The organism is Pseudomonas sp. MAG002Y (assembly GCF_019400845.1).
Lineage (GTDB): Bacteria > Pseudomonadota > Gammaproteobacteria > Pseudomonadales > Pseudomonadaceae > Chryseomonas > Chryseomonas luteola.
The window spans coordinates 13,974-30,024 of sequence record NZ_WOEJ01000015.1; the positions used below are offsets into that span (position 1 = coordinate 13,974).

At 51.7% G+C, this 16,051-nt stretch carries 12 protein-coding genes; 4 read left to right on the plus strand and 8 right to left on the minus strand.

The annotated features are described in order from the left end of the window. Positions 1-27 precede the first annotated feature (27 nt). Positions 28-1,353, minus strand: a complete 1,326-nt coding sequence (locus tag GM154_RS19345) for an efflux RND transporter periplasmic adaptor subunit (protein ID WP_019365354.1) — start codon at positions 1,351-1,353, stop codon at positions 28-30. A gap of 36 nt (positions 1,354-1,389) precedes the next feature. Continuing rightward, positions 1,390-2,607, minus strand: coding sequence for a TolC family protein (locus tag GM154_RS19350; RefSeq protein WP_073450589.1), 1,218 nt, complete (start codon positions 2,605-2,607; stop codon positions 1,390-1,392). Positions 2,608-3,094: 487 nt separating this feature from the next. Between GM154_RS19350 and GM154_RS19355 the strand changes: the two genes are divergently transcribed. The 4 genes from GM154_RS19355 (at position 3,095) to GM154_RS19370 (ending at position 6,942) form a co-directional block, all read left to right on the plus strand. Beyond that, positions 3,095-3,769 (plus strand): heavy metal response regulator transcription factor, encoded by a 675-nt coding sequence (locus GM154_RS19355; protein WP_010799563.1) that lies wholly within the window; start codon positions 3,095-3,097, stop codon positions 3,767-3,769. Next, on the plus strand, positions 3,766-5,193 hold the full coding sequence (locus tag GM154_RS19360) for a heavy metal sensor histidine kinase (protein ID WP_010799564.1): 1,428 nt from the start codon (positions 3,766-3,768) through the stop codon (positions 5,191-5,193). Before GM154_RS19355 ends, GM154_RS19360 begins: the two co-directional genes overlap by 4 nt. 9 nt (positions 5,194-5,202) lie before the next feature. Continuing rightward, complete coding sequence (locus tag GM154_RS19365) at positions 5,203-6,120, plus strand: cation diffusion facilitator family transporter (RefSeq protein WP_219653085.1); 918 nt, start codon at positions 5,203-5,205, stop codon at positions 6,118-6,120. 177 nt (positions 6,121-6,297) lie between these two features. Further along, entirely contained in the window at positions 6,298-6,942 is a 645-nt protein-coding gene (locus tag GM154_RS19370) for a class I SAM-dependent methyltransferase (RefSeq protein WP_219653086.1), read from the plus strand. Positions 6,943-7,076: 134 nt separating this feature from the next. On the opposite strand, the gene GM154_RS19375 is transcribed toward GM154_RS19370, so the two are convergent. From GM154_RS19375 to GM154_RS19400, 6 genes are all read right to left on the minus strand, one after another. Next, the gene (locus tag GM154_RS19375) at positions 7,077-7,433 is read right to left on the minus strand and encodes a copper-binding protein (protein ID WP_010799567.1); all 357 of its coding nucleotides are present in this window, start codon (positions 7,431-7,433) and stop codon (positions 7,077-7,079) included. Then, positions 7,430-10,594 carry an efflux RND transporter permease subunit gene (locus GM154_RS19380; RefSeq protein WP_019365351.1) on the minus strand — a complete coding sequence of 1,055 codons (3,165 nt, stop codon included), beginning with the start codon at positions 10,592-10,594 and terminating at the stop codon, positions 7,430-7,432. Before GM154_RS19380 ends, GM154_RS19375 begins: the two co-directional genes overlap by 4 nt. After that, positions 10,591-12,078: an efflux RND transporter periplasmic adaptor subunit gene (locus tag GM154_RS19385; RefSeq protein WP_010799569.1), complete on the minus strand. Its 1,488-nt coding sequence runs from the start codon at positions 12,076-12,078 to the stop codon at positions 10,591-10,593. Before GM154_RS19385 ends, GM154_RS19380 begins: the two co-directional genes overlap by 4 nt. Further along, positions 12,071-13,330 carry a TolC family protein gene (locus tag GM154_RS19390; RefSeq protein ID WP_219653087.1) on the minus strand — a complete coding sequence of 420 codons (1,260 nt, stop codon included), beginning with the start codon at positions 13,328-13,330 and terminating at the stop codon, positions 12,071-12,073. The genes GM154_RS19385 and GM154_RS19390 overlap by 8 nt, the downstream gene beginning before the upstream one ends. A gap of 518 nt (positions 13,331-13,848) precedes the next feature. Further along, the gene (locus GM154_RS19395) at positions 13,849-15,258 is read right to left on the minus strand and encodes a heavy metal sensor histidine kinase (RefSeq protein ID WP_219653088.1); all 1,410 of its coding nucleotides are present in this window, start codon (positions 15,256-15,258) and stop codon (positions 13,849-13,851) included. After that, the gene (locus tag GM154_RS19400; protein ID WP_197873380.1) at positions 15,251-15,940 is read right to left on the minus strand and encodes a heavy metal response regulator transcription factor; all 690 of its coding nucleotides are present in this window, start codon (positions 15,938-15,940) and stop codon (positions 15,251-15,253) included. The genes GM154_RS19395 and GM154_RS19400 overlap by 8 nt, the downstream gene beginning before the upstream one ends. Positions 15,941-16,051 lie beyond the last annotated feature (111 nt).

Below are 16,051 nucleotides of genomic sequence, written 5' to 3' on the forward strand. Positions count from 1 at the left end.
AAATACTCGTGGCAGGACCTGGGGCACTTAATGGGAATGTTCGGCTGAACCTTTTCCTAATTCGGACTTGAGAATAAAGCTGCCCTCGACGGCTATCTGAGTACCTGCATCCAGACCATTAGTGACTTCCACAAAGCCGCTGTCTCGTACGCCCAGCTGCACAGGCTGAGCCTGGAAACCTTCTGGTGTACGAACAAAAACGGAGGGCTTATCCTCAAGGGTCTGAATAGCCTGTACCGGAACGGTCACAGCGGCTTTCTGTGTTGACGTTGCTACATTGATTGTGACAAACAGCCCCGGACGCCAAGCGCCCTCAGGGTTGTCCAATGTAACGCGTGCTGTTGCTGCACGCGTCTGCTCACCCAGAAGGCTACCCACGTAGGCAACAACCCCTTGAGCGGTGCTTCCAAGCTCGGCCGCAACCACCTCAACCTTTTTTCCTACCACCACTCTGCCCAAGTCACGTGCTGATACGTTAAACGTTGCCCATACATGGGAGAGATCTGTCAGCACAAATACATTGGATGTATCGTTGACAACTTCACCAAGGACAACATGTTTTTCAATAACCGTACCATCAAAGGGGGCACGGACTTCATAGCGGTTTCCTCCGGAAAGACTGCTACTTCCGCTTAGGGCCTGCGTTTTTTGCAGGGCATTTTTCAAGTTTATCTCTGCCTCCTGCAAGGCTTGCCGTGCTTGCAGATAGTCTTGTTCAGCAGAGATCTTTTCTTCCCAGAGCTTTTTTTCCCGACTGAAAAGCGTACGTGCGAGTGCGGCACGCTGCTGGGCTGCTGCCAGCTCGCTACGCTGTTCGGAGACCTGCTGGCTGGAAATAATAGCCAGCACCTGACCCTTTTTTACCTGCTCACCCAAATTGACCTTCACGGCTTCGACGACACCCACAGCCCGAGGTACTACATGGGCCGTTCGATCCTCATTGAAGCGAATCTCGCCAGGTAGCGACAGCACGTTATTGATCTGCCCAGACCTAGCTGTGCCTAGCGTGATACCTGCAGCCTTGATTTGTTCAGCGCTGAGCTCGATCGCTCCTTCCTTGTGCTCGTCTCCATGCTCCCCTTCGTGGTTTTCTCCATGTTTATCACCTTGTTCTTCCTCAGCATGGCTTTCACCCTCATGCTTTTCATGCGCGCCTTTCTCCTCATGATGAGGGGCAGCAGAAGCAGCTTCCTTTTTCACCTCACTGGAATGATCATCTTCTCCATGCGGATGATCATGTTCTTGCGCTCGGAGCTCGTGTTTTGTCACAGCTCCATCAATACCTAAGCTGAGCCCCAGTCCTATAACCACCGCAAGGATGGTTGTAATAGAGACCCTTTGTTTCTTACTCATGAATGCTCCCGGAAATACATGGTCAGCGCGACGGCGTCATCGAGAAATCGAATGGGTGATTTGGGATGGATAAAAAGAAACGGCGTCGCCGTAAATCCGCTCAAGGCGTACTAGGGCGTCAGTTGCACTTTCTAAAGACTGAAGATACTGGCCACGCGAAGAAATCAGGGTTCGCTGGGCATCCAAGACATCCAGGAAGCTGAATTTGCCCATGGCAAAGCCACGGGTCGCGCTTTCGACGGCTTGCCTGCCCGCAGGAAGAATCGATTGGCGAAACTCCGAGATGTCGGCAACAGCTATTTCCCACTGCTCATAAGCCTGCAGGGTTTCACTCCTTAGACGAAGCTCTGCTGCATTGCGTAAGTCCCGTGCCTGATCCGCCCGGCGTGAGGCTGCATAGATATTGCCCTGATTACGGTCAAACAAAGGTAGCGGCAAGGAAATGCCGACCAGGTTTACCCGCTCTCGTTCCTGTTCATCGTACTGGCTACCGATACTGACGCGTATGTCGGGTATGCGCTGAGTGCGCTCCAGATGGAGCTCGGCCTCGCTTCGATCGATCTGTAGCAAAGCACGACGCAGCTCTGGCGTGCCGCGTATACGACCCAGCAGTTCATCTCTGGCTGGAAGGCCAGGCAGATGTTCAAAGCTGCCCTGAACCTGAGAAAAAACAGGCACCGACTCGCCTAACAGTGCTGCCAACTGCTTGTAGGTACTATCGCGCTCAAGCTGAGCCCGGCGCACTTCAACGCGTACAGTAGAAAGTTGAACCTCCGCTCGAGATAATTCTACGGGTGAGGTTTTTCCTGCCTCCACTCGGCCCTTGGCGATGGTAAGGCCTTTGTCTGCCAACTCTACCGCTTGCTTGGCAAGCTGCAGGCCTTCCTGAGCCTTTAGTGCAGCATAAAAGGCTTGCATGACATCGGCGCGCAAGCTGTTGGTCCGGTAGTCAATATCCGCTGAAGCGAGCACCTGAGAGGCATTAGCCACGTCTACCCTTGCCTGGCGCTTCCCTCCAAGTTCAATAGGTTGAGTAAGAGTAACGCTGCTGATCTGTTTGTTGGAGCGAGTATCCTCTACATCCCAGGAGAGTTCTGGGTTGGGTATCAATCCCGCTTGCTGCCTAAGCCCAAGCGATACGTCTGCCTCCTGACGAGCAGCAGAAAACTCTGGATTATTCTCATAAGCTTTGGATAAAGCGCTTTCCAGTGTCAAAGCCCCCATCGAAGGGCCTGCAGTCAATGGAGATGCCATTAAATAACCAAGAAGCCCTAATCCATAACTAATAAGCTTGGTGTTTGGAAACTTCCAAAAAGTATCTAGTACAGACAAAAATTGCTCCCGACATCTTGGTTTACAGTTAGGCTTTATGAGAAATAAAAAGAGCGCCCTTATTTCCAGCAATGAAATAAAGCTATCTCGATTATCACTGTATAGACAGAACTTATCGGGGAAGTGACCTGAACATTACAAATCTGTAATGTTCAAAAAGAGGGCAATACCTGCGCTAGAATTCACCTATTTCATGACACTGCTTTTGCAACGCATGAGATATGAGAGCTGCTGAGATAGAGCCTTTCAAGCCGCCTTCTTGACCCATGGCGCCTGTTTTTACAAAGCTTTCTTGACTCTGTAGTTGCTACAGGGTTTATGCTTTTAGCTTTAAACTCCAGCGCGATCAAAACAAATAATAAAAATTCATCCTTAATTAAGTGTTTATTATTTTAATAGTGAGTACACCATGCGAATCCTTATTGTTGAGGACGAGCCAAAAGCTGCCGAATATTTAAAGCAAGGTTTGACTGAAAGTGGTTATATTGTTGACTGTGCCAATACTGGCATCGATGGACTTTATTTAGCTCACCAGCAGACGTATGACCTTATTCTGCTGGATGTAAATCTTCCAGAAATGGATGGTTGGGAAGTACTCGAACTCATACGAAAGCGCAAGCAGACGCGTGTGATCATGCTGACAGCACGAGGGCGTCTTGAAGAAAAGGTGAAAGGTCTTGATCTGGGCGCTGATGATTACCTGGTCAAACCCTTCCAGTTCCCAGAGTTACTGGCCCGTATCCGTTCGTTGTTTCGCCGAAGTGATGCAGTCCAGGTATCGGATGTTGTTAAGGTGGCCGATCTGGAGCTTGATCCGAATCGGCACCGTGCCTTTCGTGGCAACCAGCGTATTGACCTGACGACCAAGGAATTTGCGCTCCTGCATCTGCTCATGCGCAAGACGGGTGAGGTGCTCACCCGTACCCAGATCATCTCGATGGTTTGGGACATGAATTTTGACTGTGACACCAATGTCGTTGAGGTTTCAATCAGACGGCTGCGGGCCAAGATCGACGATCCCTTTGAGATAAAGCTAATCCATACCATTCGTGGTGCGGGGTATATTCTTGAGGAGCGTGGATGATTTCGACCAGCTTGTCGTTTCGCCTGAGCCTCAAGGTTATCCTGCTGGGAGCAATGCTCGTCATGCTTGTTGTAGGGCTCTCCTACATAACGCTTGATCGTGAGCTTGATCTCTCTGCTCATGAAAACCTGACTGGCAAGTTCGAGCGTATCGAACATAACCTTAAGGTAGACGTAGCACCTGAGCAGTTATCAAACAAGCCGCACGCATTGCTGGATCTCATCCTGGGCCATGACAACCTGAGCCTTAGTATCCTTGACGCCGATCAGGCGCCTGCTGTCATGCTGGGCATCGGGCAATATGCTCTTGCTCCCGAGATTCGTACCCTGGCAGTAGGCACCTCTATCGCCTTTCATTCTTGGCTTTCAGCAACCAACCAGGAGATGCTGACTGTCTCCAAGGTTATCCCGACTCAAGACGGTCAATTGGTTAAAGCACTGCTGACTCTGGATCGTTCAGCTGACCGCCACTTGCTATTGGCCTTTTTAAAGTCATCACTAGTCTCCGTACCGGTACTTTTGATACTCATCGGCATTAGTGCCTGGTTGCTTGTACAAAAGGAACTCCGGCCGTTACGACGGTTTCGCAGTGTTGCCGCACAGATATCGACCCAAAGTCTTTCCCATCGAATCAAAACTGACAGATTGCCCAGGGAGTTGAAGGATCTTGCTCATAGCATGAATTTTATGCTCCACCGGCTAGATACAGGTGTACAACAGCTTTCTGAATTTTCGGACGATCTTGCTCATGAATTGCGCTCCCCAATTAACAATCTCATGATCAAGACACAGGTTACCCTCTCGCGTAAACGCTCCGAGGCGGAATATTGCCACGTCCTGGAGTCTGCTATAGAAGAGTATGAACGGTTAAATCGTATTATCTCGGACATGCTGTTTCTCGCCCAGGTAAGTCATCCCCATACACTGATTCCCTTCACCCCCATCTTTCTGCGCGACGAGACCATGCGAATCATGGACCTCTTTGCAATCAGTGCCGAAGACAAGGACATATCGATAAGCATCAGAGGAGAAGCCTCCACGATGGGAGATCGGTTAATGATCCAACGTGCTCTGTCCAACTTGCTCTCAAATGCTATTGGGCATACGCCTTACGGCGGCACGGTGGCCATTGTTCTAACGGAAGAAGCAGACGAGGCCAGTGTCACTGTTGAGAACACGGGTGCCGGTATTGGTGCACATCACCTACCGCATCTTTTTGAACGGTTCTATCGGGTTGATGGCCGGCGGACGCATGAACAGGGCGGTACAGGACTGGGGCTGGCCATCGTACGCTCCATCATGAGTCTGCATCAAGGACGCTGTGAGGTCGAAAGCATTCCTGGCCACGTTACTCGCTTCCGCCTGATATTCCCCATAGGACAGGTCCGTGCTTCAAGCCTTACCCCTACTCACGACGTCTTTTAGAGGGCCTTTATGGATCATCACGAGCACAGCCATGCACATGCACATGCACATGCACATGGAAACATTGACACGAATAACAAGGCCTTCCTGATAGCGACAGCCTTGAATACCGGCTTTGTTATTGTCGAGTTTGTTTACGGCATCGCTGCAAACTCAACGGCCCTTATTGCTGATGCTGGGCATAACCTGTCTGACGTATTAGGTTTGATACTGGCGTGGGGAGCTGCTCTTTTAGGGAGAAGAGCCCCTAGCCATAAATTCACCTATGGTTTGAGGGGTACATCTATTCTTGCTGCACTAGGTAATGCCGTGCTGCTTCTTGTTGCCTGCGGTGCCATTGCCTGGGAAGCAGTCACCCGCTTTTCAAACCCCGGAGCGGTATCCGGGCTGACCGTTTCCATAGTAGCTGGCATCGGCATCCTCATAAACGGTGCCTCAGCGCTTCTTTTCATCAAGGGCAGCAAAAGTGATCTTAATGTCAAAGGCGCATTTCTTCATATGGCAGCTGATGCAGGCGTCTCACTCGGCGTGGTCCTTGCAGGTGTCGCTATCTACTTTACCGGCGCACACTGGATCGACCCCATCCTGAGCCTGATCATTGTAGCCATCATCATAATCAGCACTTGGTCACTATTGCGTGACTCTGTAGATCTTGCACTTAATGCTGTACCCAACAACGTTGATCGTAATGAGATCGAGACCTACCTCCTGCAGCTAAACGGCGTGAAAGACATACACGACCTTCATATTTGGGGGATGAGTACTACAGAAAACGCCCTAACGGTGCATTTGGTGATGCCCAATGGCTATCCGGGAGATACCTTCATGAATGAGACAATGCATACGCTCAAGGACAGGTATTCAATTCATCACTGTACGCTTCAGGTAGAGCAAGGACTGGCCCCTCATGAGACCCAGCTGGTTTAACGCTCAGCACTGCTTTTAAACAATAATTATGGGCCTTGGCCTACATACTTAACACTCGGCGCCAGGGATGGCCTGAGTAAATTGGCTGGGAATACCCTTTGCTATCCCTTTCCTGATAAAAGGAAATAGCTAATCTTGATCGGTAGAGCCATCGCTCCTGGGTGTGGAAGCTGAGCTATGAAAGTATACGACCAGTGCGTATTACCCTGTCTGATTCATTCAGTAATGAACTCCCGGCGCCTTGACGCCTACCGAAGGCGTTTAGCGATTCAGGCCAAGGGGGTAGCACTGGAAATTGGCTTTGGTTCAGGACGCAATCTGCCCTTCTACATCCCGGATCAGGTTGAGCGGCTCTATGCGCTTGAGCCTGACGCCAATATGTTAAAGCTGGGTCAGAAGGACGTATCGCATGCGCCTTTTCCCATCGAGATCCTGCATTGCACGGCTGAGCATATTCCTTTGCCTGATCGGAGCATAGATACTGCACTTTGCTCCTGGACACTATGTAGCGTTCCAGATATCCGCATGGCTCTCCATGAGATTCGTCGAGTACTCAAACCTGATGGGTATTTCGCCTTTTGCGAACATGGTTTGGCGTCGGATCCAGGCGTTGCTCGCTGGCAGCAGAAGCTGACGCCCATGTGGAGCCGTTTTGTAGGCGGATGCCATCTGGATCGTTCCATTGATGAACTGCTCAGGGACAGCGGTTTTCGAATAGCCAGGCTTGAGAACAGCTACCAGAGCATGGTTAAGCCAATGAGCTATATGTATGAAGGGCTGGCTGATCTAGAGGGTGCCAAGTCAACCGCTAATGCTCTCTGACATTTACCCTTACCCAACCAGAAGCAGCATTCATACACACCCCTATTATTAGGTGCAACTAAGAGTTTTTGCTGCAAGCGTTTAGTTAAATAACAGCCATGTCAGAGGGCCACCGTGAACGGTGGCCCTTTCAGTTACTGCTTTTCAATACGGGTAATGGTTGAGTCCATTCCCGTGGAGGCAAACTCAAATTTTACCTTGTCGCCCTGCTTGAGACCTTGTAACTGGGTGGCCTCGGCTTTAAAGCCCATTGTCATGGATGGCCAGCCCAATGCTTCGACCGGCCCATGAGCAATCGTCACGGACCCCTTCTCAGTATCAACCTTTTTGACAACACCAGTAGCCTTGCCCGTCTTTGTGGTCGCCTTTTGATCCATCGGCATGTCCATGCCCTTATGATCCATCGGCATACCCTCCATGGACTGTTTTTCCGCAGCAAATAGCGCAGGTGAAACAAGCAATGAGGCGAAAACGATACTTGCGATTTTCATGAGTGTTCTCCAGGGGGGTTATCTGTTTTGAAGGAATCGCGAAACTGTCGACGGCGCATCAGAAGGTAGGCTGCTGGCAGGACGAACAAGGAAAGCAAGGGCGCACTGATCATACCGCCTACCATTGGTGCGGCGATGCGGCTCATGATCTCTCCTCCGGTACCGGTTCCCCAGAGAATGGGCAGAAGGCCGGCAATGATCACCGCAACGGTCATTGCTTTAGGACGTACACGCTGTACAGCACCCTCACGAATAGCCTCAACCAGCGCACGCTCATGGTTATGGCCTGCTTCTAACCGTTCATGCCATGCATTTCTCAGATAAAGCAGCATGATTACACCAAACTCCGCCGAAACTCCGGCCAGAGCAATAAAACCAATCCCTGTTGCAATTGAAAGGTGATAATCCAGTACATAAAGAAACCAGACACCTCCAGTAAGAGCAAAGGGAAGCGTGACCATGATAAGAAGTGCTTCATTAAAACGATTGAAGATAAAATATAGGAGAACAAAGATGATCAAAAGCGTGGCAGGCACCACAAGCTTGAGCCGTGCATTAGCCCTCTCCATGAACTCAAACTGTCCAGAATAGCTAACGCTCATCCCTGGGCTCAGCTTGACCTCAGCTTCGATCTTCTGACTCAAGTCAGCTACAACTGACGCCATATCGCGACCGCGAACATCTATATATACCCAACCAGTCAAACGAGCGTTTTCGCTTTTCAGCATGGGTGGCCCGTCGCTGACTTTGACCGATGCCACGGTCCCCAAAGTGATCTGACTACCTTGAGGAGTGTAAATAGGCAACTGCTGCAGCGCTGTCAGAGAGTCTCGCCATTCACGCCCATAGCGTAGATTGATCGGATAGCGTGCCAGGCCCTCGACCGTCTCTCCAATGGTCTCACCGCCAATGGCACCGGCTACGATAGCTTGTACGTCAGCGATATTCAGACCATAGCGGGCGGCAGCGCTACGATCGATATCCACATCGATATAGCGTCCACCCGACAGGCGCTCAGCCAGCGCTGACGTAACGCCTGGTACTGTTTTGGCGATACGCTCAACTGATTGAGTCACCTTATCGATCTGCGCAATATCCGTTCCATAGACCTTTACGCCGATTGGACTCTTGATCCCAGTGGCCAGCATATCTATTCGGTTACGGATAGGTGGAATCCAGAGATTAGCTACCCCAGGCACCTGCACCGTATGGTCCAGCTCCTCGATAAGCTTCTCGGTGGTCATGCCTGCTCGCCATTCATTCCTGGGCTTGAATTGAATAGTTGTCTCAAACATCTCAAGTGGCGCTGAGTCTGTTGCCGTATCAGCACGTCCAGCCTTGCCAAATACATGTGCCACTTCCGGCACGGTTTTGATTAAGCGGTCGGTCTGCTGCAGGAGCTCGCTTGCCTTTTGCGCTGAAAGCCCTGGCAGCGCTGTGGGCATGTAGAGCAGATCGCCTTCATCCAACGGTGGCAGGAATTCTCCTCCCAAGCGGGTAGCAGGCCAAATGCCGGTAAGAAAAACCAGGAGTGCTACCAGAAGCGTTATTTTGGGCCAACGTAGCACGGTATCCAATACGGGCTGATAGAGGCGGATGAGTAACCTGTTGAGTGGGTTACGATGCTCTTCAGGTATCTTGCCGCGGATCCAGTAGCCCATCAGTACAGGAACCAGCGTAACCGAAAGGCCTGCCGCTGCCGCCATGGCATAGGTTTTAGTAAAGGCCAGCGGACCGAATAAACGGCCCTCCTGAGCTTCCAGGGTAAAAACCGGTATAAACGAAAGAGTAATGATCAGCAGACTGAAGAAAAGCGCTGGCCCTACCTCAATCGCGGCCTGAGTGATTACTTTCCAGTGCTCATTACCCTTAAGCGGCCTGTCAGGATAGTGTCTATGCCAGGCTTCGATGTGCTTGTGAGCATTTTCTATCATGACAATCGCGGCGTCGACCATTGCGCCAATCGCAATGGCAATTCCGCCAAGAGACATGATATTAGCGTTAACCCCCTGTCGCTGCATGATGATAAAGGCAATTAGCACCCCTACAGGCAGTGACACGATGGCTACAAATGAGGAACGCAAGTGCCAGAGAAACAAGGCGCAAATCAGCGCCACAACGACAAACTCTTCGATCAGTTTGAAGCTTAAGTTTTCTACAGCACGATCAATGAGCTTGCTGCGATCATACGTCGTAACGATATCAACGCCCTCCGGAAGGCTTTGCTTGAGGTTGTCCAGTTTTGCCTGGACGGCGGCAATCGTATCCCGAGCATTTTTGCCACTACGGAGAATCACCACGCCTCCCACTACTTCACCCTCGCCATCAAGTTCGGCAATACCACGCCGCATCTCCGGGCCTAGCTGAATATGGGCGACATCACCTAAGGTTACAGGAACACCACTGGTATCCAACCGCAAAGGAACAGCACGAAAGTCGTTTAGGGTCTGCAGGTAGCCCGAGGCTCGAACCATGAACTCGGTCTCAGCCAGCTCAAGCACACTTCCCCCCGTCTCCTGGTTGGCCTTGTTGATAGCTTCAGCGATCTGTTGCTGAGTCACGCCTCGATTAGCCATACGAATAGGGTCCAGCACAATCTGGTACTGCTTGACCATCCCACCAATCGGTGCGACTTCCGCCACATTGGGTAATGTCTTCAACTCATAGCGGAGAAACCAGTCCTGTAGTGATCGTAGCTGGGCCAGGTCATGTCCTCCGCTGCGGTCAACCAGGGCATACTGAAAAATCCAGCCTACGCCTGTAGCATCCGGCCCCAGCGCAGGCTTTGCCGCGGCGGGTAAACGCCCCTGCACCTGGCTGAGATACTCCAGAACTCGCGAGCGGGCCCAATAAAGATCGGTGCCGTCCTCAAACAGTATGTAGACGTAACTGTCGCCAAAGAAAGAGTAGCCCCGTACCGTCCTGGCTCCAGGAACCGACAGCATGGTAGTGGTCAGCGGATAGGTAACCTGATTTTCAACGATCTGGGGCGCCTGCCCGGGATAGGGCGTACGGATGATGACCTGTACGTCGGAAAGATCAGGCAGTGCATCAACGGCCGTGTTCTTCACTGACCAAATGCCCCATACCACCGCAAACAGTGTCGCCAGGAGGATCAGGAATCGATTGCCGACAGACCACTGGATGACTGTAGCAATCATGGCTGACCTCCCAGGCGCTCAATACGCTCGATCAGTAGGCCATCATCCGTCTGGCGTACTGCAAACCGGACCTGATCACCTGTCTTGAGGTTGGCGGCAAGGGATTTGTCTGCCAGTGGAAAGCCCATGGTCATTCCAGGCATGCCAAGTGTTATGAAAGGCCCATGAGAGAGGGTAATCATGTCGTCACCAAGCTCAATAATGGTGCCTTCAGCTTCATGCAGGGCGGGCTTGGAGGCGCTGGCTGACGGCTCAAGCGGCTGAGCGGTGAGTCCGCGTAAACTAGCTTCAGAATCCAGCAGAAACTGTCCCGAGGCAACAACCTGCTGGCCCTCTTCCAGACCTTGTAGGATCTCGACTTTGTCTGCTATTTCACGGCCTACCCTGACTTCTACGGGGCGGTACTGGCCAGCGTTCTCAGCAAGCATGACTATTGCTCGTTTGCCAGTACGGATCACCGCTTCGGCGGGTATGACCAAGGCATCGTACTGATCGCTGCTGAGGATGACTTCAGCCGTCATGCCGGGTCGTAGACGTTGTTGTGGGTTAGGCAACTCTACTCGAACCCGCACCGTTCGGCTTTCAGGGTTAGCTTGCGGCAGAATCGCCTTGATCGTGCCGTTAAGTACATCACTTGGATAGGCAGGTAAGTGTGCTTGAACGGGTTGTCCAGCAGACAGAGCAGAAATTTGCGCCTCAGGTACGGCTACTTCAAGCCAGATACTGCTGATACCATTGATCCGGGCAACGAGCGCACCGCCAGCAAGCGTCATTCCCTGACGTATATCTAGGGTTTCAAGTACCCCCTCAATTGGACTGGTAATCGTCCATACAGGACTGGCCTTGCCGCTACGCGTAACCTGTTCAATCAGTACTTGCGGCATACCGGCAAGACGCATCCGCTGGCGAGCCGCTGCCAACAATGCTGGCTCGTTCAATGCCCGAAGTGCAAGATACTCCTCCTGCACAGCAGCCCACTCCGGTACCAACAGGTCAGCTAACGGTGCGCCCTTCTTAATAATATCTTCAGGGGCAAGGTCATATACCCGCTCCACAAACCCGCCGCTGCGTGTCTGCAAAACTGCTACGTCCCGCTCATCATAGGTCAGCGCTCCCGACGCACTTAAGGTTTGAGCGAGAGACTCCCGAGTCACAGGAGAGACGCGCATTCCAAGGTTTTGCGTAATGCCTGGGTCTATTGTAACGGCAGCGCTATTTCCACTCTCATCGGCATAGCGCGGCTGGAGCTCCATATCCATGAATGGCGATTTACCAGGCTTATCAAACTTTTGCTGGGGGTACATAGGGTCGTACCAATACAGCACCTTTTTTTCAGATTGATCAGCGGTTACAGAGGAAGGCTGATTTTGATCCACAGGCAGATTGGGGGCAGGCGATGGCTTGCCTAGCCAATAGCCCAGAAGGCCGGCAAGCACAGCAATCATCAACACGAACAATGACCCTATAAGGATTCGTTTAGTCATTTGAATGTGCTCCGTACGCAAAATGCAGACGAGCACTGGTCAACGCTTGCAGCTGGGTAATATCGATAAGCTTGAGACGAGCCTGAATCAGATCACGGCGCGCCTCGACCACGGCGGCCAAATCGCCTTTTCCGGCGCGATAGCTTGCCATGGCAAGATCCACCTTCTCCTTGGCTAGAGGAACAAAGGTTTTCTGGCTACGCTCAAGGGAATTATGGAGGCGCTCATATTCAGCCAGGTCGCTCTCCAACATCTGCGCATGCTCGCGCAATATGGCCTCGCGCTCGGCTTCAAGTTGAATGAGCTGCGACCGTTTGGCTGCAATCTTGGGATCCTGTCGGGAAGTGGTAAATAGCGGCAAGTCAAAACTGACCTGAAGGCTGACCATGTCACCGTACTCGCGACCGCGATGCTGATAATCTACCTGCCAGCTCCAGTCAGGCTTTTTTTCAGCAACAGCTTCCTGTATTTCAGCCTCTGCTACGCTGGTTCTGGGCCCGAAAACGGCTACATTAGGGTGCTGCCTGAGATTATGTTTGAAATGATGCGTATCAACAGGCCATAGGGGCAGATTTCCTGATAGCGGTTCGTCTGCGGCGGGTCCAACCCAGCGGCGCAGTGCAGCGCGTGCCTGCGTTAGAGCGCGATGTAGCTCATCCTCCTCTTCCGCTAGAGTGGCAGCTTCCTGTCTAGGGATGACGCTATCAGCCGCCATTCCTGCATTGCCTGCAATGGTAGCCTGCACCGCTTTGCCAAAGAGGCGGTTTTCATTGTAGAGACTCCCAAAGAGCGCCAGTTTCTGCTCGATCGCTCGGGCCTCTATCCAGGCCAGGGCGGTTTCTACCCTGACACTAAGCCGTTCTACCTGTTGCTCTGCCTCTGCCTGAAGTATTTCAGCCTGGGCGGCTTCGACGCGTGCGCGGCGCTTATCACTATTAGACACCTCTTGCATGATGCCAACCATTTGCATGGTCATGGAGTCTCGATTAAGACTGTACCGGTCCTGGCCCTCGACAGGTACGTTCTGCAGGCCGAGAGAAAGCCTGGGGTCCGGTAACTCACCAGCCGGGATGGCGGCGCTGCGAGCCGCTTCGATGTCCGCCCGCCTGGCGCTCATCGAAGGCGCCTCATGCTCAGCCAATCGTAAGGCTTCATCAAGGGTTAATGCCGGAGCCAACCTCGGCACAGCCATAAACGTCACAGCTAGAACGCCCCAAGACAGGCGCCCGTTATGATTACATTGAAAAATCATTGCACAATTCCGTCATGTTCTGGCACGCCATGCATGCGTGCATAGACATCCCTGCGACCATCGAGGCGCAAGATAAGCTTAGGACAAATCAGGAATTAGACGCGGGGAGGTCGCCAGACCGTATCAAGGCTAGGGTATGGAATAAACTCAGCAAGAGGCTGGTGAATAACCAGTGACTCTAGAGGAGGAAAGATTTTCAGAGAAGTGACTTGAATTGCACTATTGGCTTGGCACTGCTCACCTGTTTTGCAGATTTTGCTGCCGCTATGAAAACTTTTTTCTTTATCAAAGCAGCTATCTTCTATTATGCCTTTCGACATGTCCTTGTGCAGCTGCTGCATGGGGCAAGGTTCAGCTACAAATGCCGCGCCCGCCGTCCCGGCCATGGGAAGCGTTAGACTAAGCACCAAGAGTAGGCAAAACCTTATAAATACATTCACTCTCAGATGTTAGCCAAATCTCAGACAACCCACAATGCTTCCAAGACCAGACTTAATCGCTCTATGCGTTTTGCAAAATTATTGCGCCAAATGTGTCTTTGAGTATGTGCACTCTACAGCTTTTGGAAACTCGAAGAAAAACTGGGTCACTCCCCCTGCCGAGGTACATCCTGCACGTCCATGATGAGCCTCAATAATGGAACGGGTAATCGCGAGTCCTAGACCTGCATTATGTGGACTACCCTCTCGCCGTGCAGGGTCTGCCCGGTAGAACCGATCAAACAGCTTGTCGAGGTGTTCGGGGGCAATGGCTGGGCCCGGGTTTTTTACCGTCAGAACCACGTAGGCATTATCTTCCCTGACCTCTACCTTGATAGTTTCTCTCTCAGGGGTATAGCGCAGCGCGTTTGAGAGCAGGTTTGAGATAGCCCTATGGATCATCAGGATATCCCCTTTGATTGAACCATAGCCCTCAACGATCAACTTGATGTCCTTTTCATCGGCAAGCAGCTGATAGTACTCCGCAAGCTTTTCCGCCGTTTCGCGTAGATCTACGTTCTGCCGGGCAGGAATGATCAATCCATTATCCGCTTTGGCCAGGAACAGCATGTCATCAATCATGCGAGCCATGCGCTTGAGGTCATCAAGATTTGAGTAGAGATTTTCCTCATAGTCTTCGATATTACGCTTGCGGGAAAGGATAACCTCGGTATGCGTTGTTAGATTCGCTACAGGCGTACGTAGCTCGTGTGCGATATCAGCGGAGAAGTTGGACAGTCGAACAAATGAGTCATCCAATCTATCAAGCATGGCATTGAACGATGACACCAACTCCTGCAACTCATACGGAACAGGCGCCAGGGGAATGCGTGCCTTTAACGATTTGGCTGATACAGATGCTGCAACCCTGGCTACCTGTCCAATCGGTCGAAGTCCTTTGCGTACAACTACCCAGCCCAATGCGGCGCTAATCAGCGCACTGCACACCAATCCGATCCAGAACCACTTTTGCAAGGACTCAAAAAAGGTCATGTGCATGGTTACATCAAGCGCAACCATAATGGTGAGGGGGGGCTCTTCTGGTAGGGTGACATGATCGGTAAGGCCACGAAACATATGCTCCTGATTATGCCATTCCCAGATTTGCCCTGCTTTTTCTGAGCTGAATTGTGCGGGAATAGTTCGCTGGCTTGAGCTTGCAAACAGCTCATTTCCAGCATGATCCTGGATAACGGCCACGAGCTCCTCATGAGCGCTTAAAAGGGCTTTTAGTTGAGGGTGTAGAAGCCCGATATCTGCCACGCTCGATAAGGTCTTAAGCGTATTTTCAGCGGCGTGCAGTTTCTCCTCCAGAGCCATCTGATCCATCATCTGGAAGTGCTTATGGCTGAGGTGGGTGAAAATGAGCCCAGCTGCAGTAAGGACTATTGCAACGACCAGCATAAACATCAAGCTGATGCGGGCTGTTAATGAGGGCTGCCTACTCATTGTCTTCTTCCGGCCCTTCAAGCATATAGCCCATACCTCGTGAGGTATGAATAAGCTTGACGTCAAAGCCGTCGTCAATCTTTGCCCGTAGACGCCGCACGGCTACCTCGATGACATTTGTATCGCTATCAAAATTCATGTCCCAGACCTGGGATGCAATCAGCGATTTAGGCAGGACCTCACCCCGTCTACGCAAGAGAAGCTCAAGCAGCGCAAATTCTTTGGACGTCAGATCGATGCGTTTTCCACCCCGAAATGCCCTGCGTTTCATAAGGTCGACCTCAAGGTCGGCAATGCTCATCAGGGTCTGGGTAGGTGCGCCAGTACTCCGACGTAACAGTGTTCTGACACGCGCAAGTAATTCGGAAAAGGCAAACGGTTTGATCAAATAGTCATCTGCGCCCAGTTCAAGTCCCTTGACTCGGTCTTCAACCTGATCCCGAGCCGTCAGGTAAAGCACTGGTACAGTTTTGCCGGCCGCGCGCAGTACCTTGAGTACCTCCCAGCCATCAAGACCAGGCATCATGATGTCCAGAATCAATAGATCATAAGCCTCGCCCAGCGCCTGCTGGAGTGCCTCGGTACCAGAGGTCACGCGGTCAACGGTAAAGCCTGCCTCGCCTAGTCCTCGCTGTAAGTACATTCCTATCTTGGGTTCGTCCTCAGCAATAAGGATTTTCATACGACAGTACCCCAGGTAGAAAAGAGGATTGTGCCTCTAGCGTAGTGGAGCTGACGAGAACCTTACAGAAATGTAATGTGCCGCTAAGGTTGCAGTCAGGTTGCTCGTCTA

What these genes read in the sequence shown, in the direction of transcription:
- GM154_RS19375 (WP_010799567.1), bottom strand. Translation starts at nt 7,433, where the DNA reads ATGAAAATCGCAAGTATCGTTTTCGCCTCATTGCTTGTTTCACCTGCG.
- GM154_RS19360 (WP_010799564.1), top strand. Translation starts at nt 3,766, where the DNA reads ATGATTTCGACCAGCTTGTCGTTTCGCCTGAGCCTCAAGGTTATCCTG.
- GM154_RS19385 (WP_010799569.1), bottom strand. Translation starts at nt 12,078, where the DNA reads ATGACTAAACGAATCCTTATAGGGTCATTGTTCGTGTTGATGATTGCT.
- GM154_RS19370 (WP_219653086.1), top strand. Translation starts at nt 6,298, where the DNA reads ATGAAAGTATACGACCAGTGCGTATTACCCTGTCTGATTCATTCAGTA.
- GM154_RS19380 (WP_019365351.1), bottom strand. Translation starts at nt 10,594, where the DNA reads ATGATTGCTACAGTCATCCAGTGGTCTGTCGGCAATCGATTCCTGATC.
- GM154_RS19350 (WP_073450589.1), bottom strand. Translation starts at nt 2,607, where the DNA reads ATGGCATCTCCATTGACTGCAGGCCCTTCGATGGGGGCTTTGACACTG.
- GM154_RS19395 (WP_219653088.1), bottom strand. Translation starts at nt 15,258, where the DNA reads ATGAGTAGGCAGCCCTCATTAACAGCCCGCATCAGCTTGATGTTTATG.
- GM154_RS19390 (WP_219653087.1), bottom strand. Translation starts at nt 13,330, where the DNA reads ATGATTTTTCAATGTAATCATAACGGGCGCCTGTCTTGGGGCGTTCTA.
- GM154_RS19400 (WP_197873380.1), bottom strand. Translation starts at nt 15,940, where the DNA reads ATGAAAATCCTTATTGCTGAGGACGAACCCAAGATAGGAATGTACTTA.
- GM154_RS19365 (WP_219653085.1), top strand. Translation starts at nt 5,203, where the DNA reads ATGGATCATCACGAGCACAGCCATGCACATGCACATGCACATGCACAT.
- GM154_RS19345 (WP_019365354.1), bottom strand. Translation starts at nt 1,353, where the DNA reads ATGAGTAAGAAACAAAGGGTCTCTATTACAACCATCCTTGCGGTGGTT.
- GM154_RS19355 (WP_010799563.1), top strand. Translation starts at nt 3,095, where the DNA reads ATGCGAATCCTTATTGTTGAGGACGAGCCAAAAGCTGCCGAATATTTA.